Origin of the sequence: Hymenobacter lutimineralis (assembly GCF_008271285.1) — a bacterium.
Lineage (GTDB): Bacteria > Bacteroidota > Bacteroidia > Cytophagales > Hymenobacteraceae > Hymenobacter > Hymenobacter lutimineralis.
Genome location: NZ_VTHL01000014.1, coordinates 25,668 through 48,740, shown reverse-complemented (window position 1 = coordinate 48,740; position 23,073 = coordinate 25,668). Strand labels below are relative to the sequence as shown.

Annotated in this window: 17 protein-coding genes; 7 read left to right on the top strand and 10 right to left on the bottom strand. The window is 61.9% G+C overall.

Annotation, left to right across the window (positions count from 1 at the left end; genetic code table 11):
* Positions 1-268 precede the first annotated feature (268 nt).
* On the bottom strand, positions 269-1,699 hold the full coding sequence (locus FY528_RS13525) for a L,D-transpeptidase family protein (protein WP_149071557.1): 1,431 nt from the start codon (positions 1,697-1,699) through the stop codon (positions 269-271).
* A gap of 115 nt (positions 1,700-1,814) precedes the next feature.
* A complete protein-coding gene (locus FY528_RS13520) occupies positions 1,815-2,798 on the bottom strand; it encodes a 2-hydroxyacid dehydrogenase (protein WP_149071556.1) in 984 nt (327 codons plus the stop codon).
* Between the two features lie 338 nt (positions 2,799-3,136).
* On the opposite strand from FY528_RS13520, the gene FY528_RS13515 reads away from it, so the two are divergent.
* Together FY528_RS13515 and adhP are read left to right on the top strand one after the other, a co-directional pair.
* Positions 3,137-3,964, top strand: coding sequence for a universal stress protein (locus FY528_RS13515; RefSeq protein WP_149071555.1), 828 nt, complete (start codon positions 3,137-3,139; stop codon positions 3,962-3,964).
* A 52-nt stretch (positions 3,965-4,016) separates the two neighbouring features.
* Complete coding sequence (gene adhP / locus FY528_RS13510; protein WP_197748852.1) at positions 4,017-5,048, top strand: alcohol dehydrogenase AdhP; 1,032 nt, start codon at positions 4,017-4,019, stop codon at positions 5,046-5,048.
* A gap of 151 nt (positions 5,049-5,199) precedes the next feature.
* Here adhP and FY528_RS13505 read toward each other — a convergent pair whose 3' ends face one another.
* Positions 5,200-7,653, bottom strand: a complete 2,454-nt coding sequence (locus FY528_RS13505) for a TonB-dependent receptor (protein ID WP_149071554.1) — start codon at positions 7,651-7,653, stop codon at positions 5,200-5,202.
* 114 nt (positions 7,654-7,767) lie between these two features.
* On the opposite strand from FY528_RS13505, the gene FY528_RS13500 reads away from it, so the two are divergent.
* Positions 7,768-8,439: a MarR family winged helix-turn-helix transcriptional regulator gene (locus FY528_RS13500; protein ID WP_149071553.1), complete on the top strand. Its 672-nt coding sequence runs from the start codon at positions 7,768-7,770 to the stop codon at positions 8,437-8,439.
* A 277-nt stretch (positions 8,440-8,716) separates the two neighbouring features.
* On the opposite strand, the gene FY528_RS13495 is transcribed toward FY528_RS13500, so the two are convergent.
* Complete coding sequence (locus tag FY528_RS13495; RefSeq protein WP_149071552.1) at positions 8,717-9,271, bottom strand: hypothetical protein; 555 nt, start codon at positions 9,269-9,271, stop codon at positions 8,717-8,719.
* 225 nt (positions 9,272-9,496) lie between these two features.
* Here FY528_RS13495 and fahA point away from each other — a divergent pair, with 225 nt between their 5' ends.
* The 4 genes from fahA (at position 9,497) to FY528_RS13475 (ending at position 14,049) form a co-directional block, all read left to right on the top strand.
* Positions 9,497-10,780, top strand: a complete 1,284-nt coding sequence (gene fahA, locus FY528_RS13490; RefSeq protein WP_149071551.1) for a fumarylacetoacetase — start codon at positions 9,497-9,499, stop codon at positions 10,778-10,780.
* Between the two features lie 467 nt (positions 10,781-11,247).
* Positions 11,248-12,015 carry a transglutaminase-like domain-containing protein gene (locus FY528_RS13485; protein WP_149071550.1) on the top strand — a complete coding sequence of 256 codons (768 nt, stop codon included), beginning with the start codon at positions 11,248-11,250 and terminating at the stop codon, positions 12,013-12,015.
* Between the two features lie 322 nt (positions 12,016-12,337).
* Positions 12,338-13,477: a zinc-dependent alcohol dehydrogenase gene (locus FY528_RS13480; RefSeq protein ID WP_149071549.1), complete on the top strand. Its 1,140-nt coding sequence runs from the start codon at positions 12,338-12,340 to the stop codon at positions 13,475-13,477.
* 29 nt (positions 13,478-13,506) lie between these two features.
* Entirely contained in the window at positions 13,507-14,049 is a 543-nt protein-coding gene (locus FY528_RS13475; protein ID WP_149071548.1) for a hypothetical protein, read from the top strand.
* An 82-nt stretch (positions 14,050-14,131) separates the two neighbouring features.
* On the opposite strand, the gene acs is transcribed toward FY528_RS13475, so the two are convergent.
* The 6 genes from acs to FY528_RS13445 all read right to left on the bottom strand — a co-directional run bounded on the left by acs (position 14,132) and on the right by FY528_RS13445 (position 22,966).
* Positions 14,132-16,057, bottom strand: a complete 1,926-nt coding sequence (acs, locus tag FY528_RS13470; protein ID WP_149071547.1) for an acetate--CoA ligase — start codon at positions 16,055-16,057, stop codon at positions 14,132-14,134.
* A gap of 48 nt (positions 16,058-16,105) precedes the next feature.
* Positions 16,106-16,501, bottom strand: a complete 396-nt coding sequence (locus tag FY528_RS13465; protein WP_149071546.1) for a response regulator transcription factor — start codon at positions 16,499-16,501, stop codon at positions 16,106-16,108.
* 111 nt (positions 16,502-16,612) lie between these two features.
* Positions 16,613-19,372, bottom strand: coding sequence for a sensor histidine kinase (locus tag FY528_RS13460; RefSeq protein WP_149071545.1), 2,760 nt, complete (start codon positions 19,370-19,372; stop codon positions 16,613-16,615).
* Between the two features lie 117 nt (positions 19,373-19,489).
* Positions 19,490-19,714 carry a hypothetical protein gene (locus FY528_RS13455; RefSeq protein ID WP_149071544.1) on the bottom strand — a complete coding sequence of 75 codons (225 nt, stop codon included), beginning with the start codon at positions 19,712-19,714 and terminating at the stop codon, positions 19,490-19,492.
* Between the two features lie 168 nt (positions 19,715-19,882).
* Complete coding sequence (locus FY528_RS13450; protein ID WP_149071543.1) at positions 19,883-21,388, bottom strand: MFS transporter; 1,506 nt, start codon at positions 21,386-21,388, stop codon at positions 19,883-19,885.
* A 51-nt stretch (positions 21,389-21,439) separates the two neighbouring features.
* Positions 21,440-22,966: a hypothetical protein gene (locus FY528_RS13445; protein ID WP_262383997.1), complete on the bottom strand. Its 1,527-nt coding sequence runs from the start codon at positions 22,964-22,966 to the stop codon at positions 21,440-21,442.
* Positions 22,967-23,073: the final 107 nt, after the last annotated feature.

Below are 23,073 nucleotides of genomic sequence, written 5' to 3'. Positions count from 1 at the left end.
ACCAGCGCATTGGGCAAAGCTTAGCGGGCGGGCCGCTGATGGGTGCCGCGCAGGTAAGCGCTAGCCAGGGCCAGCGCGGCCAGCAAAAGGACTGGAAACAAAACCGAGGGCGTGAGCATGACGAAAGGAAGGTTAGGTGAAGGCCGCTGCCGGCCAGGCTGAAGAGCAGGAGCAAATAACGCCTAGCCCATAGGCCAGTGCCTTGATCAGCATTGGCTTATCACATGACTTTTATCACCCTTGCCTTGAGCAGCCCGCGCCCGAACCCCTAGCCCCCGGCGGGAAACAGAGCCCGGCGCAGCGCTTCGTCCCGGCGGTAGATGTCGGGCAGAAAGCGCAGGCGGCCGTTTTCGGCCACGCAGGTGGCATAGCGCACGTGCAGGGGCAGGGGCCGGAGCAGGCGCACGTCGTGCGGCCGCGGCTGGCGGGCGCACTCGGCTTCGGTCGGCAGCTCCACCTGGCGGTGTTCGCGGCGCAGCAGGTAGGCCGCCAGCACCAGGGGCTGCTCCACCCGGATGCAGCCGTGGCTCAGGGCCCGGGTGGAGCGGTTGAACAGCTGGCGCTGGGGCGTATCGTGCAGATACACCGCGTAGGGATTGGCAAACCGGAATACAATGTTGCCCAGCGCATTGTCACACCCAGCCGACTGGCGGATTACGTAGGAAAAGTTGCGCGCCGTGACCTGATGCCAGTTGATGCGGGTGGCATCCAGCGGACGGCCCCGGGCATCGTAGAGGGTAAGACCGTTGCGGGCCAGGTAGCCCGGGTCGGCCCACAGGTGGGGCAGCATTTCCCTGGTGGCAATGGAGCGGGGCACGTACCAGTCGGGGGCCAGGGTAAAGTGGCTGATGCGGCTGCTGAGCGTGGGCGTGGGCGTTTCGGGCTTGCCTACTATCACCCGATGCCGGCGCTGTACCGAGTCCTGGGCGACGAGCTGAAGCTCATAGGCCGGAATATTGATGAAGATGTAGGCTGAGTCGGCCGGCAAGGCATCCCAACGCCACCGCTCCAGGTTGAGGGCTGCCTGCTCGTACTGCCGGCGGTGCCCGTTCACCGAATCGGGCGCGACAGGGCGGGCCAGCCACCGGGCCAGCGCCTGCTGTAGCTGCCGGTATTCGCGGTGGGCCGGCTGGCCGGCCAGCATAGCCGCGGGTACTGCCCCGGTCGGACTAGCCGCCTGCAGGGCGGCCCGCAGCTCCAGGGCCGGCTGGCGGGACTGGCCCGCAGCGGTTTCCGCCGCCGAAAGGGTGTAGGGGCGCAGGCGCCCGCGGCTGACGTCCCGCATAAAGCGCAGCACGGCATCAGTCAGATATACTTCCAGCCGGGCTTGCTGCCAGGGCCGCCGCTCCGGCACCACCCGGCGGAAAAGCGAGTCACGCAGGCCCCGCAGCAGTGGCGTGTGGTACCCCTCCGGGGGCAGGCCATGCGCGGCGGCCCCGGCCAGCACCGTTAAGGCTGCCCGTGCCCCTGGGGTAGTGCTATCGGCCGGCACCGTCCAGGCTGGCTGATACGTGGAGCCGTAGAACGTGCGCACCAGGGAGCCGGCCTGCAGCTTCAGTCCTTGGTCGCGGGCACCCGCGGTGCCGCTGCGGGTGGTGTCGAGCAGGGCTTGGATGAGGGACGACACGGCTGGCTCCGGGGAAAGCGGGCGGGTTACTCCGGGCCGGGCCGGCGCCCCGGCGCCAGAAGAGGCCGGCACACAACGCGGCAAATTCAGGAGCGGCAAAAAACACCAGCAATACCGCAAAACAACGGAAACAAGCACGGCCAGATGGAAATTAAACCGGTGAAATGACTAGGGTGCTACGCGGCAACTACAGCTCGTGCGCGGCGGGCTCGTTACGGGCCCAGGCCGCCAGGCTGGCGGCCGTGGTGGTGGCAATGTTGGTGAGGGCCTCGCGCGTGAGAAACCCCTGGTGCCCGGTGATGAGCACGTTAGGGTGGTTGAGCAGCGCCGCCAGCAGCGGGTCGGGCGCGTCCCGGGAATGGTCGGCGAAGAACAGCCCTTTTTCGTGCTCATACACATCCAGCCCCAGGTAGCCCAGGTGCCCGGACTGCAGCGCCGTCAGGGCGGCGCGGGTGTCAAGCAGGCCACCCCGGCCCGTGTTGATGAGCATGGCACCCGGCTTGAGCAGGGCCAGTTGCGAGGCGGAAAATAGGTAGTGCGTGGCCGGCGTCAGGGGCGCGTGCAGGCTAATGATATCGGCGGCCGCGCACAGTTCGGGTAATGACACGTACCGCAGGTGGTAGCGCCGGGTCAGCTCGGGGTCGGGGGCCAGGTCGTGGGCCAGCAGGTGGCAGCCGAAGCCGTGCAGGATGCGGGCCAGCACCCCGCCAATGCGGCCGCAGCCCACCAGCCCCACCGTTTTGCCGTGCAAATCAAACCCTACCAGCGAGTCGAGACGAAAGTCGGCTTGGCGGGCCTGGGCATCTGCCCGGCGGAGCTGGCGGTTCAGGGCCAGCATAAGAGCCACGGCGTGCTCGGCAATGGCATGGGGGGAGTACTCCGGTACGTAGCTCACGCGCAAGCCCAGGCGGCGGGCCGCCTCCACATCTACCTGGTCGTGCCCAGCGGCCCGCACGGCCACGTAGCGCACACCCAGGGCGGCCAGCTGTTCGAGCACGGCAGCATCGGCCGTATCATTGGTAAACAGGACCACGGCCTCCGTGCCCCGGGCCAGCTCCACCGTGGCCGGGCCCAGGGCCTCCGTAAGCCAGCGGACGGAGTGGTCTTCGTCCAGGGCTTGGCTCAGAAAGGGTAGCTCGTAGCCCCGGACGCTGTAGATGGAAACCTGCATGGCGCTAAAGGTAAGGGCTTCGACGGGTGGGCAGGACAAAAGCAGGCCACGACCCGGCAGCCCCCGAAAATAGCAGGACTTTTCGCCAGCCGTCTGCCTCAGAGCCCATCCGGCTCCGGCTGCTCGCGGCCGAAGATGGACCCAAACAAAGACTAGTATTCAAGACATCCCTTTGACTGTTAATAAAATAGGATTTAAAAACAATTTTATCTGACGTTCGGCTAACGGGCTGGGTGAGCGGACTACATGATAAAAGTCATGCGCAAAGCTGACCTTCGGCATGCTCCGGCAAGGGGTAAGCATGGTCCTTTGTGGCAGACCTTCACCTTATCCCTGCCATGGTTGCTTCCTTGCTCATCCTCACCGACTTCTTTCAGGCAGCCGACCGTGCCCTGGACTACACTAGCAACCTGGCGGGCGAAATCGGGGCCCGGTTGGTGCTCCTGCACGTGCGCCGCGACTCGGTGCTGGACCCGGAAATGTTCACCGGACAGCTTTCCAACCTAAGCCAGGAAGCCATTGCCCTGGCCCTGAATAGCGTAGCCGGTAACCTGGCCGTGCCCGTGGTGGCCGAGGTAGGCCACGGCCAGGTGGCCTACGCCCTGGCCGACGCCGTGAGCCGTCACCACCCTACGCTGGTGGTCCTGGGCCGCCCCGATTATTCCGACCTGCCCGACGAGCTGATTCAGACTACTTCGCTCGATATTCTGCGCACGGCCCCCTACCCCATGCTGGTGGTGCCCCATACCCTGGTTACAACCACGCCCCCGCGGCGGGTGCTGCTGGCCGTGGATGGGGAGTCGTTTTCCTTGGGAGCCCACGCCGGGGCTATCCGCCACCTGCTGGCAGCCCTGCACGCGGAGCTGACCATCGTGCACGTAGCCCCCGTAGCGGCCGCAGAAGCCGCGCCCGACCCGGCCATCTGGGATTCGGCGGTGCAAACGGGCCTGGCCGTGGAGCTGCCCAAGGCGGTGCGCACCCGCACGGTGGTGCACCACCACCCCGGTGAGGGCATTCTGCAGGCGGCCCGGCCCGAGGATTTCGACCTGGTGATGGTGGTAGCCCGGCCCCGCAGCTTTTTGGGCCAGCTGTTTCATCACAGCGTCACGGCCCACGTGCTGCTGCACAGTGCCCTGCCGGTGCTGGTGCTGCCCGCCACCGAATAGCTCCACCCGCCTATCCCCTGCTGACGTCACCTTTCCCCCAAAACCCACGCATATGTTGCCTCTCACCATGAAAGCCGCCGTGGCCCGCGCCTACGGCCAGCCCCTGCAAATCGAACAAGTGCCGGTGCCTCAGGTCACGGCTGGCCGCATTTTGGTAAAAGTAGCAGCCTGCGGGGTCTGCCATACCGATTTGCACGCCCTCAACGGCGACTGGCCCGTGAAAGCCACCCTCCCCCTGATTCCGGGGCACGAAGGCGTGGGCACCGTGGTGGCCGTGGGGGAAGGCGTCACCCAGGTAAAAGAGGGCGACCGGGTGGGCATCCCGTGGCTGTACACGGCCTGCGGGCACTGTGAGCACTGCTACTCGGGTTGGGAAACGCTGTGCCCCAGCCAGCAGAACACGGGCTACTCGGTGCAGGGCAGCTACGCGGAGTACGTACTGGCCGACCCCGCCTACGTGGGCCTGCTTCCCGATTCCCTGTCGTTTCAGCAGGCGGCCCCCATTCTGTGCGCGGGCGTGACGGTGTACAAAGGCCTGAAGGAAACCGAGGTAAAGCCCGGGCAGTGGGTGGTTATTTCCGGTATCGGGGGCCTGGGCCATCTGGCGGTGCAATACGCCAAAGCCATGGGCATGCTGGTAGCCGCCGTGGATGTGCAGGAAGACAAGCTGCGCCTGGCCCAGAGCGTAGGCGCCGACCTGGTGGTCAACGCCGCCACCCACGACCCGGTGGAGGTTGTGCAGCAGCAGCTGGGCGGGGCCCACGGCGTGCTGGTGACGGCCGTGTCGCAGGCGGCCTTTGCCCAGGGCGTGGGCATGCTGCGGCGGCGCGGCACCCTGGCCCTGGTGGGCCTGCCCCCGGGCGGCTTCGACCTGAATATTTTTGACGTGGTGCTGGCCCGCAAAACCGTGCGGGGCTCCATTGTGGGCACCCGCCAGGATTTGGTCGAAAGTCTGGCGTTTGCCGCGGCCGGCAAAGTGCAGGTGCACTTTCAGACCGAACGGCTGGAGAACATCAACCAGGTGCTGGCCGACCTGAGCGCGGGCCGGATTAACGGCCGGATTGTGCTGGACATGGAGGCCTGATTTTTCGGGCCCTAAGTGAAAAATCCCCGAGTGATTTGGAGCGCATGGTCCATCTCACTCGGGGATTCTTCTGTGCAAAGCCCGTAGCCGTCGGTTTGAAAACTAGTCCCGCCGGGAAGGCAGCCTCCGGCGGCTGCGGAAGCGGAAGGGGTTAAAACTCTACGATAAACCCGATGGTAGGCAGTACGGTCGCGTCGCTGTTGTTGAGCAGCGTGGGCACGGCGTTGGCGCCGTCTTCGCGCACGGGCTGGCCGTCGGTGGTCACGAACCCGGAGTTATCGGCGGTGCGCTGGAAGGTGTAGCTCTCGGCGGCGGGCGTGGGCAGCACAAAGGCATTCTGCACGTCCAGGAAAAGGTCGAGCGTGACGCGGCGCCAGTTGATTTTCTTGTCGAGGCGGAAATCAAACTGCTGAAAGCTCTTCAGGCGCTGGGTATTCAGCTGCGAATAATCGAGCACGCCCTGGCCCAGGGTGAGGTAGTTCTGCTGGGAGGCCGCCGCATCGAAGGGCGTATAGGGCGCTCCGCCGGCAAAGCGGTATTTCAAACCCATTTCCCAGCCCCGCTTAAACTTGCGCCCCAGCAGCACCGAGGCCAGGTGGCGGGTGTCCCAGGCCGAGGGACGGTAGCGGCCATCGCCCCCGCTGAACTCGCTGCGGAACAGCGTGTAGGAAGCCACGGCAAACAGGTTGTTGGTGAGTTTCTGCTGGAAAAAGAACTCCCCCCCAAAGGCCCGGCCCCGGCCGGTGCTCGTCACGGCCTCGTTGCCCAGGGCGGCAAAGTCGCCGCCCAGGTTGGCCAGGCTGATGCCGTCCCGCACGCTGACGGGGTAATGGTCGTACTGCTTCCAGAAGCCTTCCAGCGTGAAGCGGGTAGCCGGGCCCGGCAGCCACTCGGCCCCGGCTACATAGTGCGTGCTGCCGATATAGCGGTTCGATTGGTTGACCTGGCTGCCGGCGGCGTCGCGGAAGCCCAGCAGCGTGGAGGGCGGGATTTTGTAGTAGCGGCCCACCGAGGCGTTCAGGTTCCAGCGCGGAGCCAGGGCGTAGGAGGCCGAAAGGCGCGGCGAGAACGTGCGCAGCAGGTTGGCGCCCTGCTCGGTGAAGGTGTTGCCATCGGCGCGCACCCCGGCCGAGAGGGTGAGCCGGTCGCCGGGCAGGAAGGGCCGCGTGAGCTGGGCAAACACCCCGAAGCGGGCAAAGTCGAGGTCCGTTTGAAACCGCACGTCCACGGCGGGCTGTTGCTCGGTGCCATCGGGAGCCAGCACGGCCCGGCGCAGGCGGTTGAAGTAACGGGAGTCGTAGTGAATCAGCTGGCCCACGGCCCCGTAGGCGTACTGCCACTTGCCCACCGATTTGTTCACGTCGGCGCGCAGCTTGGTTTCGGTTTCGCCGGAGCGCGTGAGCAGCACCCGCCGGCTTTCGTCGCCGGCAAAGGCCGTACCGCCCTCAAACCGGTCCAACTGGTTGTCGAGCTGGGTGCGGCTTAAGGCCACGTTGAGGTAGCCCCGGTCCAGCAGCTGGCGCAGGGATACGCCCAGGGTATAGTTCCACTGGTCGATGGTGGGCGTGTTGCGCAGGGTGTACTCACTTTCGGGGGACGCCTTTTTGGGCACGGCCAGTTCGAAATGGTCGATGGCCCCTACGCCCAGGGCCGTGAGGGTGGTTTTGGGCGAGAGGCGGGTGCTTACCTTGAACTGGGCATCCCAGTAGTTAGGCCGGATGGGCAGGTCGAGGGCCTGGAACAGCAACTGCAGGTAGGAGCGGCGCACCGAGGCCAGGAAGGTGGTGTTTTTGGCCAGGGGCCCTTCCAGCGTGCCGGCCACTTCGGTGCCGCTCAGGCGCACGTTGCCCTGCACCCGCTCGGGGTTGCCCTCCCGCTGCCGAAACTGCAGCACCGAGGACAAGGCATTGTCGTAGCGCGCCTCGAAGGCGGAGGTGCTCAGCGTTACCTCCTCAATAAACGACACGTTGAGTAGGCCTGTGGGGCCGCCCGAGGAGCCCTGGGTCTGGAAGTGGTTGATAACGGGCACTTCAATGCCGTCGAGGTAATACACGTTTTCGTTGGGCGCCCCACCCCGGATGATGATGTCGTTGCGGAAGCCGGCGGTGCCACCCGCGCCCCCGCCGCCCACGCCGGGCAGAGTTTGCACCACCTTCGAAATGTCGAAGTTGCCGCCCGGGTTGCTCTTGATTTCCTCCACGCTCAGGCGCTGCACGCTCAGGGGCGTTTCGGCGGTAGCCACCCGCACGGAGCGGTTGGCCGTTACCTGCACTTCGCCCAGCTGCTGGGCCGCGGGCGTCAGCTCCAGGCTCAGGATGTTGGCGTTACCGGAGCTGATGACCACGTTTGCGCGCAGCAGCGGCTCGTAACCCAGGAAAGGCGCCCGCACGTTGTAGCTGCCCGTGGGGATATCCGTCAGCCGGAAACGCCCCTCCGCGTCGGTGGCCGTACCCAGGGAGGTACCCTCCAGCACCAAGGTTACCCCGGGCAGGAGCTGCTGGGTGCTTCGGTCGCGCACGGTGCCGCCCAGCACGCCGGTGGCCTGACCGAAACCGGCCGTACTCACCGCCAACAAAAGAAAAAACAGACAGTAGCGAATTAGCATGACACCCGACTTTATTTGTTTGATATCCTCCTAACTTCGCTCAGCCAGATATGTTTTCATACTACTTCCGATTTCTTCACACTTTTTGCCTTACTACCTTGTTGCTTGCGTGTGATGGATTATTCATTTCTTAAAGAGCTGCTGGACCAGGTAGCGGCGTACGAGCAAGCCAGACCGGCTACCCCGGAACGCGCTACGCTGGCCGACTTCAGTGCCTGGCTGCAGGCCCAAACGGCCGGAACGCCGCCCGTGGCGCCTACGCCTCGGGCTACAGTCACGGGCGCACCGGCCATGTCGGTAGAGGCCGAGATTGGCCGCTTGCTCATTTTCCTGAACCGCTACGCCCGCTCCTACATCCGGCTGGGGCTGGCGGGCACTCCCCTGCTCACGGCCGACGATTTTTCTTACCTGGCCACGGTGCTCGGCCACCAGCCCCTGACGAAAACCGAGATGGTGGCCCTCAACGTGCATGAAAAAGCCTCGGGCACCGAGGTGATTAAGCGCCTGCTGGCCCGCGGCCTGGTGCAGGAGCAGCCCCACGCCACCGACCGCCGCCGCAAGCTGCTCACGCTCACCGAAGCGGGCCGGAGCGTGCTCTGGCAGGTATTTGGGCGCATGGAGCAGGCCTCCCAGCTCATTGCCGGCGACCTTACGCCCGTAGAGCGTCGGCAACTGCTGGCCTTGCTGGAAAAGCTGCACGCTTTTCACCACCCCATCTACACGGCTCCGCGCCCGGAAAGCTTCGATCAGCTGCTCCAGTGGCTACCCACCCCGCCCGAGGCCTAAGGCGACGCGTTGTGTTTAAGTGCTTCTAACCGCTCCCTGTATCAGCCAGCCGCCCCAGTTCGGCAGGTTCGCTTAAATCTATACAGCAACGCCCCGCTCCTGCCGGTTTTCCGGTTGGGACGGGGCATTATACTTGTTTGGTTAACCGTTTGCAGCTTGGCGAAGAAGCAGAATTCGAAGCATTTAAGTATCTGCCATCACAAAACTTCATTTAAGCGCTGAAACCGCTTTTTGGCCAACGCCTGTTAGCGGCAGTAGTTATTGTCTCGGTTAATGTTTATGTCATTTCGTTACTCACTCCCCCCTCATTATCTAAGTCAAGTTGCCCAAAATTATCTTTGACAATTGGTTTTTTATCAAACGTCACAGGGATGTTAAATGGATTACCAAACAAGTTTGTCCCATTGTGAAATTTATTGTTGCTAATTATCACTTCGTTTTCATACCAACAATCAAAGAAGTTTACAAAGCCTTTGAATTCGTTATTCGTAATAATAAGAGGGTTGCCTATCTTATTATGTCCGCCAGCTTGAAAGTCCAAATAATTGTCAAATGTGCAATTATCAACTATCAGACCGCCTAAAAAGTATGTAAAAACGAATTGGCATTTTTTGAAATGGCAGTTTACAAGTCTCACAGGCTTGTCGAAATGAGTGACACTACCCGAAAAATATTCTATAATACAATTCTCAAATACAACTTCTTTCTCCCAAGTATCATTTGTTTCTATTTTAATTTCTCCGTCAATATAAAAGTCAATTAAATTTAGTCCGTCTTTTAGCAAGTCAGTCGCTTTTTCGGCTGATATGTTATGTGTAGGATGTGTTATCATATTATTATCATTAACATTTATATCCCCAAAACCAAATCCCTTCCCGGTTTCGGCAATAGCTCCAACGGGTATCCTCTAACCGAAACAAATCCTCCCGTAACGCCTGCAGCAATACGTGGCGGGAGCTACGGCCGTAAGATAGCGCCTTCATAGGATTCCACCTCCCGGCTGCATTCCGCCGCCGCCACTACCTTTGCCCTTGCTACTACCAACCACCCTTCCCGAATGGCTAACCCCAACGACCCCGCCCTGCACTCCTGGATTGATATTGCGCCCGGCAGCGACTTTCCCATTCAGAACCTACCCTTTGGCGTGTTCGAAACCGAGGAGCGCGGCCCGCGGCTGGGGGTAGCTATTGGCGAGTACGTGCTGGATTTGTACGCCGTAGCCCAGTTCGGCTTTTTTGATGACCTGGAGCTGGGGGCCAAAATGCCCAAGGTGTTTCGCCGCCGTTCCCTCAACCAGTTTATTGCCCTGGGCCGGCCGGCCTGGCGGGCCGTGCGCCAGCGCGTTTCGGAGCTGCTGCGCCACGACAATACCGCTCTGCGCTCGGATGAGGTGATGCGGGAGTGCCTGTTGCGCCAGCAGGAAGTGCGCATGTTGCGCCCCGTGAAACCCCGTAACTATACCGATTTCTACAGCAGCATCGAGCACGCCACCAACGTGGGCATCATGTTCCGCGACCCGGCCAACGCCCTGCTGCCCAACTGGCGCCACATTCCCATCGGCTACCACGGGCGGGCGTCGTCCATTGTGGTGTCGGGCACGGATATCCGGCGGCCTAATGGGCAGCGCAAGGCTCCGGATGCCGCCGCGCCCACGTTCGGCCCCTCGCAGCAGCTGGACTTTGAGCTGGAAGTAGGCTTCATCGTCGGCAAAAGCACCCAGCTCGGCGACACGGTGCCGGTGCAGTACGCCGAAGACCACATCTTTGGGCTGGTGCTATTCAACGACTGGAGCGCCCGCGACATTCAGAGCTGGGAATACGTGCCGCTGGGGCCGTTCCTGGGGAAAAGCTTCGGCAGCAGCGTGTCGCCGTGGGTGGTCACATTAGACGCCCTGGAGCCCTTCCGGGTGGCGGGCCCCGTGCAGGAGCCGGAGCCCCTGCTCTACCTACGCCAGCTAGACAAGCACAACTTCGACGTGCGCCTGGAAGTCGCCATTCAGCCCGAAAACGGACCGGAGACTACCGTTTCGCGCACCAATTTCGGGCTGATGTACTGGAGCATGGCCCAGCAGCTCACGCACCAGGCTTCCAATGGCTGCAACCTGGAAGTGGGCGACCTGTACGCCTCCGGCACCATCTCGGGCCCCACGCCCGACTCCCTGGGCTCGATGCTGGAGCTGGGGTGGCGCGGTACCCGCCCCGTGCCCCTGGCTGACGGCTCGGAGCGCAAGTTCCTGCTGGACGGCGACCGGGTAACCATGCGCGGCTACTGCGAAAAAGACGGGCTGCGCATTGGCTTTGGCGAAGTAACGGGCAAGGTGCTGCCGGCGGCGCAGGGGTAACCTCCTGCCAGGCCTATCGGGAGTAGAAGTTACTTCGGTATCCCATCCCAGCCCGTTCCCTGGCCCATTTGCTTGTACCCAGAAGATGTCGCGCCTCGGGCCGAAGGCCATGGGCAGGAGTGCGCGGCGTCAGAATCACCAAAACCTGTTTTTGCACTTTTTCTACATATACACCAGCCCCATGCTGATTCGAGTGGGGCCGGTGTAAAATACGGGTACTTGACTTTCCCCGGCAAACAATGCCCTAAGGGGTTTGTTGGCATGTCACCACTATTCATTCGCAGCCTGGCAGCTGGCTTATTTCAATATTAAATAAAATATTCATCTCATTATATTCAAAGTTATCTACGTTCATTTCTAATAGCCTTGCTAAGGCATTTACGCCTTTCTTACCCTGGCCGGCTTATTCGGCAATAGAACTATATCTTTGCCCAGCTTCTCTACACTTGACTTAAGTACTGTTTCTCATGACATCTCTTCTGGTTAAGCCAAGTGCGCTGCCCTCGGGGGTAAAGAAAAAAGGCCTGAAACGCTACTGGCCCGGGCTGGTAGCGGCCGTGGTGCTAGCCGTGGGCACTTTTCACTACTACAACGTGGATAAGTCGCTCACGCACGAGGACATCACCTACATTGAGAAATTCCTGCGCACCTCACCCGAGCCCAAAGCGGCGCGCCTGTCGTACGCCGAGCAGCTCAGCCTGCTGCAAAGCGTCCAGCACGCGGTAATGGCCCGCACCGAGCTGGCCGAAAGCATTCCGGTGGCCCAATCCCGGGAACCCAAAGATTTATATCTCAGCCAAAAAGGCCTTTGCTACTCGCGCAGCCGCGTGTTGGAAAAGATCTACATGAGCCTGGGCTTTAAAACCCGCCATGTCTCCGTTTATGCCGATGTTCCTTCCACTCCTCTCTGGAAGGAGCTGTTTCGGCCGGGCTCCCCAAGCCACGCAACGCTGGAAGTGCTGACGGCGAAAGGGTGGATGATTGTTGACTCCAACATTCCCTGGCTGGCCGTGGATAAACAGCGCCGGCCTTATTCTTTCGAGGATTTAGCGGCCCTGTCGGAGGCTGGCCAGCACGTGCGCTGGGCTATGCGCCTCGAGCCCGGCTACGACGAGTTCTACAACGGCAAGTCCTTTTACGTGTACGGCCTGTATTCCCGCCACGGGCAGTTTTATCCGCCTTACACGCGCGGCGTGCCCGACTACAATGCCCGGGAGCTGCTCTACAATCTGTAGCAAGGCCCACCCCATTCCAGGTAGTACCCGCCCCGCGCCTCCTCCAGCGCGGGGCATTTTTTTGCTTGCCGGGCGCAGCACCTGCTGTTGACCCAGCAAGCCTTATCAAGTATATAACTAGTAGTCAACACACTATTTAAAGAGCTTCCTACTTACTATGGCTTCGAAACGCACTTAATCCGTTTCCTGCTAAGCTGAACAGTAGCAACCTTCTGCTGGGAGGGTAGTACTAATCTGGGGCCAGCCGCGGCGCAGATTTCCTCCCGAAACTGCCGGTAGCCGGCCTTCCCTCCCACCAACCAAACCCTAAATCCGGAGAAATATGTTAGCTATGGATTACCGAGGCCCGAAGCGGGTCCGCGCCGTGCAGAAACCCATGCCGGAAATCAAGCATCCCCAGGATTCCATCGTTAAGGTGCTGCGTACCTGCATCTGCGGCTCCGACCTGCACCTCTACAACGGCAACGTGCCCGATACCCGGGTAGGTACCACCTTCGGCCACGAGTTTGTGGGAGAAGTAGTAGAAGTAGGCTCGGAAGTCACCAAAGTGAAAGTTGGTGACCGGGTTCTTGTGCCCTTCAACATTGCCTGCGGCGAGTGTCACTTTTGTCGGCAGGGCATGTTCGGCAACTGCCACGAGTCCAACACCGAAGCTACGGCCGTAGGCGCCATTTTTGGCTACTCGCATACGGCCGGCGGCTACGACGGCGGCCAGGCGGAATACGCCCGCGTTCCTTACTCCAACGTAGGGCCCACCATCATTCCGGAGGGCATGGACCTGGACGATGCCGTGCTGCTCACCGACGTGGTGCCCACGGGCTACCAGGCCGCGGAAATGGCCGGCATTCAGACCGGCGACACGGTGGTGGTGTTTGGCGCCGGCCCGGTGGGCATTATGGCGGCCCGTTGCGCCTGGCTGTTTGGGGCCGGTCGGGTCATCATCATCGACAAGGAAGAATACCGCCTGGAGTTTGCGCGCAATTATTCCTACTGCGAGGCGTACAACTTCGAGGAAATTGGCGACCCGGTGGTGTTCATCAAGAAGATTACTGACTGGATTGGGGCCGACTGCGTAATTGACGCCGTGGGCGCTGAAGCTGCCGGCAACGCCATGCAAACTATTACCGGGCGCAAGCTCCTGCTGCAGGCCGGCTCGGCCACGGCCGTCCACTGGGCCATCAACTCGGTGAAAAAAGGGGGCGTGGTGTCGATTGTGGGCGTTTACGGCCCTACCGACAACCTCATTCCCATTGGCAACGTGCTCAACAAGGGCCTCACCATCCGGGCCAACCAAACCTCGGTAAAGCGGCTGCTGCCCCGCCTGATTCAGCACGTGCAGAACGGGACGCTCAACCCCAAAGGGCTGATTACCCACCGCATTCCGCTGGCTGAGGTGGCCGACGGCTACCGCATGTTCTCCGCTAAGCTGGACAACTGCATCAAACCGGTGCTGATACCCTAATCTGCCAACCCGAAACGCCGACTGACCCCATGGAAACCAACGTAATCAATACCCCCATCGACCCCAAGCAGATTCCGGGCTGGGGTGTGGATGCCGACCCCAAAAACGACCCTACCTACCCCATGCGGACCCGCATGAATGTAGGCCAGGATCCTGACAGCAAGCACCGCCCCACCCTGCAGCACGATGATACCGAGAAGCTACGCTCCATTGAGCGGCCCAACGTATCGGCCGTGTATGGGACTACCGTACCGCCAAGCGGCCTTAGCGGCATGATTCGCCGGGTGGCCTTTCACTACAGCGAAAACCGCTACCGGCACTGGCTGCCCCTGGTGCTGGCCGACCGCGTAAACGTAGTGGAAGGCATTATCGACGACCTGATCCACGGCACCGTGCCCAACATCTACGCCGAGAAAGGTTACCCCGTCGAGTGGAAGCACAACCGCACCAGCCTGATTCTGAAGCTGGCTACCGTGGCTGCCCTGGCGGCGGGCACGGTGGTGCTGCTAAGCTCCGGCGACAAGAAGCCCGCTAAGCGCAAAGGCTACCAGCGGGGCTACAACGCTCTGTAACCTGTGGCTAGCCAAGCCTTGGCGCTACAACCGAAAAAGCCCGAACGGATTCCTCCGCTCGGGCTTTTTGCTGGGCAGGTGGTTACTTTCTTCCCCCGATGATTTCGTCGACCACGGCAGGGTCCAGCAGCGTGGACGTGTCGCCCAGGTTGCTGGTGTCGCCCTCCGCCACCTTACGCAGAATGCGGCGCATGATTTTGCCCGACCGGGTTTTGGGCAGCCCCGTTACAATCTGAATTTTGTCGGGCTTGGCAATCTTCCCGATTTCGGCCACAATGGTTTCGATGATGCTGGCCTCCACGTGCGACTTGTCCGTGGTGGTGTCGCAGGCGCCGGGGCGGCAGATGACGTAGGCGTAAATGCCCTGACCTTTTACATCGTGCGGAAAGCCTACCACGGCACTTTCCACCACGTTGGCGTTCTGGTTGATGGCATTCTCGATTTCCGCCGTGCCGAAGCGGTGCCCGCTCACGTTGATGACGTCATCCACGCGCCCAATGATGCGGTACAGCCCGTTCTCGTCGCGCCGGGCGCCGTCGCCGGTAAAGTAATAGCCCTGGTACGGGGTAAAATAGGTTTGCACGGCGCGCTCATGGTCGCCGTAGGTGGTACGGATGATGGCTGGCCAGCTTTGCTTGATGGCGAGGTAGCCCTCTTTGTCGTTGCCCTCAATTTCCTGGCCTTCCTGGGTGAGTAGCACGGGCAATACGCCTGGCATGGGCCACCCGGCGTGCGTGGGCTTGCTGGGCGTAATGCCGGCCAGGGCCGAAATCATAATGCCGCCGGTTTCCGTCTGCCACCAGGTATCCACGATGGGGCAACGCTCCTTGCCCACGTGCTGGTAGTACCAGTACCAGGCTTCTTCGTTGATGGGCTCCCCTACCGAGCCCAGCACCCGCAGCGAATCCAGGGAGTAGCTCAGAACGTTGTCAAGCGGGGCGGCCATCAGGCTGCGGATGGCTGTGGGCGCCGTGTAAAAAATGCTGACGGAGTGCTTATCGATAACTTCCCAGAAGCGGCCGGCGTCGGGGTAAGTGGGAATACCCTCGAACATAAGGGAAGTGCTGCCGGCCAGCAGCGGCCCGTAGAGCAGGTACGAATGCCCCGTCACCCAGCCCACATCGGCGGTGCACCAGTAAATGTCGTTTTCCTCGATCTGGAACACGTTGCGGAAGGTGTAGTCCGTCCACACCATGTAGCCGGCAGTGCTGTGCACCACGCCCTTGGGCTTGCCGGTGCTGCCCGAGGTGTAAAGGATAAACAGCGGGTCCTCGGCGCTCATTTCCTCGGCCGGGCAGGTTTTGGCCACACCTTCGGCCTCCTCATGGTACCATACGTCGCGGCCCTCCTCCATCTGCACGGGCCAGCCCAGGTGCTCCACTACCAGCACGCGGCGCACGGAGGGGCATAGCTCCAGGGCTTCGTCTACCACCCGCTTCACCGGAATCTGCTTGGTGCCGCGGTTCAGGCCATCGGCCGTAATGACTACCGAAGCCCGGGCATCATTCACGCGGTCGGCAATGGCCGTGGCGGAGAAGCCGGCAAAGATGACGGAGTGTACTGCCCCAATACGGGCGCAGGCCAGTACGGCAACGGCCAGTTCCGGAATCATGGGCATGTAAAGGCACACCCGGTCGCCCTTCTCCACGCCGTTGTTGTGCAGCACGTTGGCAAACTGGCACACGCGCTGGTGCAGTTCCCGGTACGTGAGGCGCAGGTGACGCTCCTTGGGGTCGTTGGGCTCCCAGATCAGGGCCAGCTTATTGCCGCGGGTGGCCAGGTGGCGGTCCAGGCAGTTTTCGGTGATGTTGAGGCGGGCCCCAGCAAACCACTCGTTGCGGCCGGCTGGCATATCGGAGGTGAACACCTTATCCCACTTACGGCGCCAGGTAAAGGGCGCCGCCACCGAGGCCCAGAACTCTTCGGGGTGATGAATGCTGAGGTAGTAGGCTTCGTGGTAGCCTTCGATGCTGCGGATGCGCGGGTGTTTGGGCGAGGTGTCGGGCATGGGAAAGAAGAAATGTGAGGAGTTAGTGAAATGGGTGAGCAAGGCCAGCTACTGGTTCAGCGGCTTGGTGCCGGCTCCGGGGTTTAGCAGGTCCTTCACTTTGTCCATCAGCTGGCGGGTGCTGAAGGGCTTGGGCAGATACAGGTCGGCGCCGGCATCGTAGCCTTTTTGAATGTCGGCCTCCTTGCTTTTGGCCGAAAGGAAGATAACGCGGGTGGCGGTGCGGTCGGGGCGCTGGCGCAGGGTGCGGCACACCTGGTAGCCATCCACGTCGGGCATCATAATATCCAGCAGCACCACGTCGAAAGCCGTGCGGTCAATAGCCTCCAGGGCTTCGGTGCCGTTGCGGGCAATGCTGATGGTATAGCCGGCTTTGCGCATCAGAAATTCCAGGGACATGACGATGTTGGGCTCGTCGTCGACAATGAGAATATGCGGAACCATCTTCGGGGAGTGAAGAATGAAGAATGAGGAGCGAGGAATGAAGAATTAGAAGCGAGAAGTTAAGGCGCGGAGGCCGAAGGTGGTGAGAGCAGCTGCTTCATTGTTCATTGTTCATTCCTCATTTTTCATTGAAACGGGCAGCTCTACCGAAAAGCAGGCGCCGTGGCCGGGGTGGCTTTCCACCCAGATGCGGCCGGCGTGCAGCTCCACTATCTTTTTGGTGATGGCCAGGCCCAGCCCCGAGCCTTCGGGCTTGCGCATAGTTTGATGGCGGGCCTGGAAGAACTTGTCGAAGATAAGCTGGTGGAACTCCGGGTCGATGCCCTTGCCGTTGTCCTGCACCGAGAGGCGCAGCAAGTCAGGCCCCGCCTCCACGGCTACCGCAATGCTACCCGAGCCATCGGCCCGGCAGGACTTCACGGCGTTGCTCAGCAGATTCACCAGCACCTGCATCAGCCGGTCCTGGTCGCCCGGCAGCGGGGGCAAATCGGGCGGGATGGTCACGCGCAGCTGAATGTGCTTGTCGCGCAGCAGCTGACCCACGGCGTCCAGGGCGTCGGTAACCACATCGGCCATAGCAACGGGTGCCAACTCCAGCGTAGCCTTGCCCGACTCGTACTTTTCCAAATCCAGCACCAGCGTAATCAGGCGCCCCAGCCGCTCCGACTCCCGGGTGATGGTAAGCAGAAACCGTTGCCGCTCCTCCTCATCCAGGTCGGGGTTGTCGGTCAGGATTTCGGCCAGGGCCCGGATGCTGGTAAGCGGGGTACGCAGCTCGTGGGTAACGGTGTACAGAAACTCATCCTTGTGCTGGTCCAGCTCCTGCAGCTGGTCGTAGGCCGCCTGCAGCTCCTGGGTAAGGCGCTGGAGCTGGCGCTGCTGCTTTTGCAGCTGGCGGTTGGCTTCCAGCAGCTGCTGACTTTCCTTGAGAATGCCCACTACGTTGTCGAAGCTGATGTCTTCCACCCCCACCGAAGAACGCAGCAGCAGCCGGGCCGAGGCCGGGCCGATGGAGCCGGCCAGCAGCTGCTCGGCGTAAGCCAGCAGGCGCGGGTCGGCCTGGGGTGGGGCTACGGTATCCGTGGTATGCGCCCCGGGGAACCGGTCTTGAAACGCCTTCAGGGCTTGGTTAGCCCGCTTTTTACCCAGGAACCCGGCCAGCAGCTCCCGCACGTCGGGCAGGGGCGCGGCGCTGTGCCAGCCAGCCGGGCCTTCGAAGCTGGCCCCGTGCTGGAACACGTCCACGAACACCTCGGCCTGGCGCTGCTCCAGGGCCGAAGGCTGCCGCCCCAGGGAAACGCCCACGTACAGGCCCAGGTTGAAAAACCAGCTCCAGAACAAGCCGTGCGAGAGATAATCCAGGCCGTCGAGCCCGAACAAGGCAAAGGGCCGCAGCCAGCTTTGGCCCAGCAGGCCATGGCTGAGCAGGTCGGCGGGCAGCATGCCGGGCCCCACCAGCGTGGGCAGCACCAGGGTAAAAAACCAGATGATAAACCCGGCCAGAATGCCGGCGGTAGCGCCCTGGCGGGTGCCGCCTTTCCAGTAGAGCCCGCCCAGCACCACCGGCACAAACTGCGCCACCGCCGCAAACGACACCAGCCCAATGTTGACGAGCGGCAGCAGGTGGCCCACCACGGCGTAGTAGCCGTAGGCCAGCAGTAGCACCAGCACCACGGCCAGGCGGCGGCTGTGCAGGGCTACCTGCCCCAGATAAGCAAACCACCGGGCGCCCTCGGCGCGGGCCGCGGGCACGCGCACCAGCAGGGGCATGAGCAGGTGGTTGCTCATCATCACGCTGAGGGCAATGGTTTCCACGATGATCATGCTGCTGGCCGCCGACAGCCCGCCCAGGTAAATGAGCAGCGCCAGCCAGGGGTGCCCCGCCTGCAGGGGCAGGGCCAGTACAAACGTATCGGCGTCGAAGTGCCCGTCGCCGTCGAGCAGGCGGCCCCCAAACGCCAGGGGCAGCACAAATAGGTTGATGATGATCAGGTAGAGCGGAAACAGCCACATGGCTTTGCGCAGGTGGTTTTCGTTTACGTTCTCTACTACCGACACCTGAAACTGGCGCGGTAAGAGCAGAATGGCGGCCATGCTCAGCAGCAGCAAGGTAAACCACTGTCCCGGCGTGGTGCCGGCCCCTTCCAGCGTAAACAGGCGGCGCAGCTCGGGCAGGGCCGCGGCCCGCTCGAACACATCGGCAAAGCCCCCAAACAGGCCGTAGGTGACGAACAAGCCGGCAGCCAGAAAAGCCACCAGCTTCACCAGGCTTTCCAGGGCCACGGCCAGCACCATGCCCTCGTGCCGCTCGGTGGCCTCAATGGACCGCACCCCGAAGATGATGGTAAAAAACGCCAGCGCCACGGTGGTGTACAGGGCCGAGCCCACTGCCGACGCCGTGTGCAGGGGCTGGCTCAGGCTGGCAGCAGGCCGCGTCAGAATGTCGAAAGAAGCCGCAATGGCCTTTATTTGCAGGGCAATGTAGGGCACTACTCCCAGCACACACACCACCGTCACCAGGGCGCCTAGGGAGGCACTTTTCCCGTAGCGGGCGGAAATAAAATCGGCAATGGACGTAAGGCGCTGGCGCCGGCAGATGCGGATGATTTTGCGCAGCACCAGCCAGGTGGCCGGGGCCATGAGCGTGGGCCCCAGGTAAATACCCACAAACTCCAGTCCGAAGTGCGCGGCCCGCCCCACCGAGCCGTAGTACGTCCAGGCGGTGCAGTACACGGCCATGCTCAGGGCGTACACGTAGGGGTTGCTCACCAGGCTGCGCCGGGCCGCCGACCGGCGCTCCGCCGCGTACGCCACCCCAAACAGCAGGGCGAGGTAACCGAAGGAAAAGCCAAGAACCAGCAGCGTGGGCATGTGGTGAGAATTAGGAATGGGTAATTAGCAATTAGTAATTCAGCAAAGAGCAGCAGGCAGGCCAGAGAAATTATTCCTTTTCTATTCCCTGATGAATTCTGTTTTACTGATCAGGAATTACTGATTCTTCGGCGCCCTTACCAGCCAGGCTGTAGCGAGTACCAGCGCACTCCAGGCCAGCAGCACGTAGAGGTAGAGTACCGGGATACCCGCCACCCGCCCATCGTGGTCGAAGACCGCCAGGAAGGGAAAGTTGAGCAGCACCGCAAACAGCAGCCCCACAAACAGCAGGCGCTGCCCGCGCCGCTGCTCCGGCTGTTCCTGGGGAGAAATGGGTGGCATACGTAGGGGGGTTGAGCGTTGCTGACTCGCGGGTTTGGAGGCTATACTACACAATCATCCCGTACTATCGGGTTTCGGCAAACCGCAGCGCGGCATCCGATTCATGCGAAGTCCGCCGGGCCAGCGACACGACGGACTTCACTTTCTCACAAATTCACTTTTTCACCGCTAGTCCATGATGCGCACGTTGCGCACATCGCGCATATAGATTACGCCAATCACGAAGCAGATGAAAGCCACCAGCACCGGGTAGGCCAGCCCGATCAGGCTGCTGTGGTCCTTGGCGAAAGTGCCCTCGGGCTGGGTGGTGGCCCACACGCCTATCCAGGTGGCCACCAGCGGCACAAATCCCCCGAATACGCCGTTTCCAATGTGGTAAGGCACCGACAGGCTGGTGTAGCGCACTTTGGTGGGAAACAGCTCTACCAGATAAGCCGCAATCGGGCCGTATACCATCGTCACGAACAGCACGAGGATAAACGTCAGGGCAATCATGGCGGGGATGTTGGGCGTCAGGGCCTTCATCACGGCGGGCACGGCTTTGCCGGCGGCATCCACGGTGGCCGGGGTAATTTCGGTGAGCGGCCCGGCAAAGGCCTTGATGCCGTAGAACAGCGGAATGGTGAACAGCGCCCCGCAGATCATACCCGTCATGATGATGCGCTTGCGGCCGATGCGGTCGGACAGGGAGCCGAAGTACACGAACAGCGGCGTAGCCAGCAGCATAGCCGTTACCAGAATGGTGCTGGAGTCTACCAAGTCCATCTTCAGGGTATTATTCATGAAGGAATAGGCCTGAAACTGGCTGGTGTAGAAAATGACGCCCTGACCCATGGTCACGCCGAACAGGGCAATAAGCACCAGGCGGCGGTTTACGGGGTTCACGAAGGAGTCGCGCAGCGGATTGGTGCTGGTGGTGCCAGTGGCTTTGGCCTTGGCAAACAGCGGCGACTCGTGCAGCTTGCGGCGGATGTAGTAAGAAGCAATAACCAGCAGGCCCGAGAGCAGGAAGGGCACGCGCCAGCCCCACTCCTTGAAGGCCTCCTCGCCCATGATCTTGCGCGTAATCACAATCACCGAAATGCTCAGGATCAGCCCGCCAGTGGCCGTAATCTGGATAAAGCTGGTGAAGTAGCCCCGCTTTTTATCGGGAGCGTGCTCGGCCACATAGGTAGCGGCCCCGCCGTACTCGCCGCCCAGGGCCAGGCCCTGCAGCAAACGTAGCACCACCACAATGAGGGGCGCGGCAATGCCAATGGAATCATAGCTGGGAATCAGACCCGTCACGAAGGTGGCCCCACCCATAATCAGCAGCGTGACCAAGAAGGTGTACTTGCGCCCGATCATGTCGCCAATGCGGCCGAAAAACAAGGCCCCGAATGGCCGCACCACAAAGCCCGCCCCAAACACGGCCAGCGCCCCCAGCAGGGAGTCTTCCAGCTTGCCCTGGTGCCCAAACAGCACCGGCCCGATAATGGCGGCCAGCGACCCGAAGATGTAGAAGTCGTACCACTCGATGACGGTGCCCACCGACGAGGCGGTAATCACCTGCCAGATTTTACTGGACGAAACGGCGTTGTTGTCATGGGTCACGGCCTCGTCGGCGACGGGGCTGCCCACGGGCGCGGCACCGGCGTAGGCCGCCGCGTCGCGCTGGGGTAAGTGCTGGTTCATGGGAATTACGGGTTGGAGTGAAAGGTTCGGTTGACAGCTGGGCCGAGCGGCTTACAGGGAAACCTGCGTCTGCAGGGTGATTTCGGGCCGGTACTGCACGTCGTTCACGTTCGTGAAGTCGGGGCGGTGGCGGTAGTTGAGGGTGAACTTGGCGTTGTGCCCGTCCACGTAGAAGTTGGCGCCGGCATCGAAGATGTTCACGTTCTTTTGCTCGCCGGTGCTGGTTTTCAGGCCCTCGTACCCAGCCAGCAGGTGGGAAGCGTAGGGCTGCACGCGCACCTTGGGGCCGAGCAGATTTTTGGGCAGCAGGTAGCCGGCCTGCACGTAGCCCACGTTGCCCGTGCCCGACTGTGGCACGGCGTTGCCGCGGCGGGCATCGGCCCCATAGCCGGGGTTGGCCGCCCCGATAAAGCGCACGTGGTTGGGGCCCATGTTGTAGTTGTAGTACACGCCGTAGAGCGTGAAGGCCGTGCCCGTCTCCTTGTTGAGGGGCGTATCAAAAAACACGTCCGCCGAGAACAGGGCAATGTCGTGCTTTTCCGTACCAATAGCCGCAGTCTGCGCCGGGGTGAAAGCCGTGCCGGGCACGCTCACTACGCTGCCCGTGGGGCGCGACACCATGCCGTCTTTGTTATAGAAGAAGCCGGCCCCAATGTTGAATACGCGCCGGGCGCCCAGGTAGGTGCCCACGTTGAAGGGCAGCAGGTTGCCTTCCTGCTCCAGAAACTCGTAGCTGAAATAGCCCTGGTAAATGTGGTTGGTTCCCTGGGGATTGTACTGAGCCGTGTTGTTGCCGGTGCTGGTGGTCACCTGGTCGGGGGCGGTGCCGGTGGTGGCGGTGGTACCCAGGCCCAGAGGAGTGCTGAAGGCCCCCGTCTGGTTGGTCAGAAACGACTCATTTACTGACAGCGCGTAGTCCAGCTTGCCGATGCGGCCTTTGCCGTACACGCCAATGCCGCGGGCAAACTGGTCGATGGTTTCGATGGTGGGCCAGTTGGTGAGCGGGGCATCCAGCGTGAGGTAGTTGATGGTGCTGGAGCGCGTCATGCGCGAGAGGCCGTTCTGGTAGTGCATGCCGGCGCCCAGGTTCAGGTATTGGTTTACCTTGTATTCCACCACGGCTTCGTGCACAAACAGCTGCGGCTTCTTGCCGTCGGTGGTGGGCGCGGTGCCCCCGCTCACGGCTGTCTGGTTATTAATCCCCAGGTGCGTGTACACCAGAAAGCGCGGGTTCAGCTGCGAAAGCACAATAAAACGCGAGCGGCGCAGGGCGAAGTCCACCTGGCTATCCTGGGGCTTGCCGGGGGCGCGCAGCGTACCAGTGTTGTTCTTCGTCCAGCGCGACCACACCTGATGCCAGGTAATAAAGCGCACGTACTTCGAGCCATCGGGCGAGATGTTCACCTTCATGCCCGCCCCGTACGGTACCGATTCGGTGGGGGCAGCCGGAGTGGGTGGCACAGCCGGCGCGGCGGGGGGCGGGGCCGGCTGGGCCGGCGGCACGGGCTGAATCTGAGCCGTGGCGGCGGTAGCCGTGAGCAGGGTGCTCAAAGCCAGCGCATAACGGACGTTTTGCATGGTTGGGGGAATTGCGGTGAGGGAAAGTTCGGCGGGGCCAACCGCCACCGCCTTGGGGTGCCGGACTGGTACCGCCAAGTAGAAAAATCCCCCGCTGGAAGCCACAC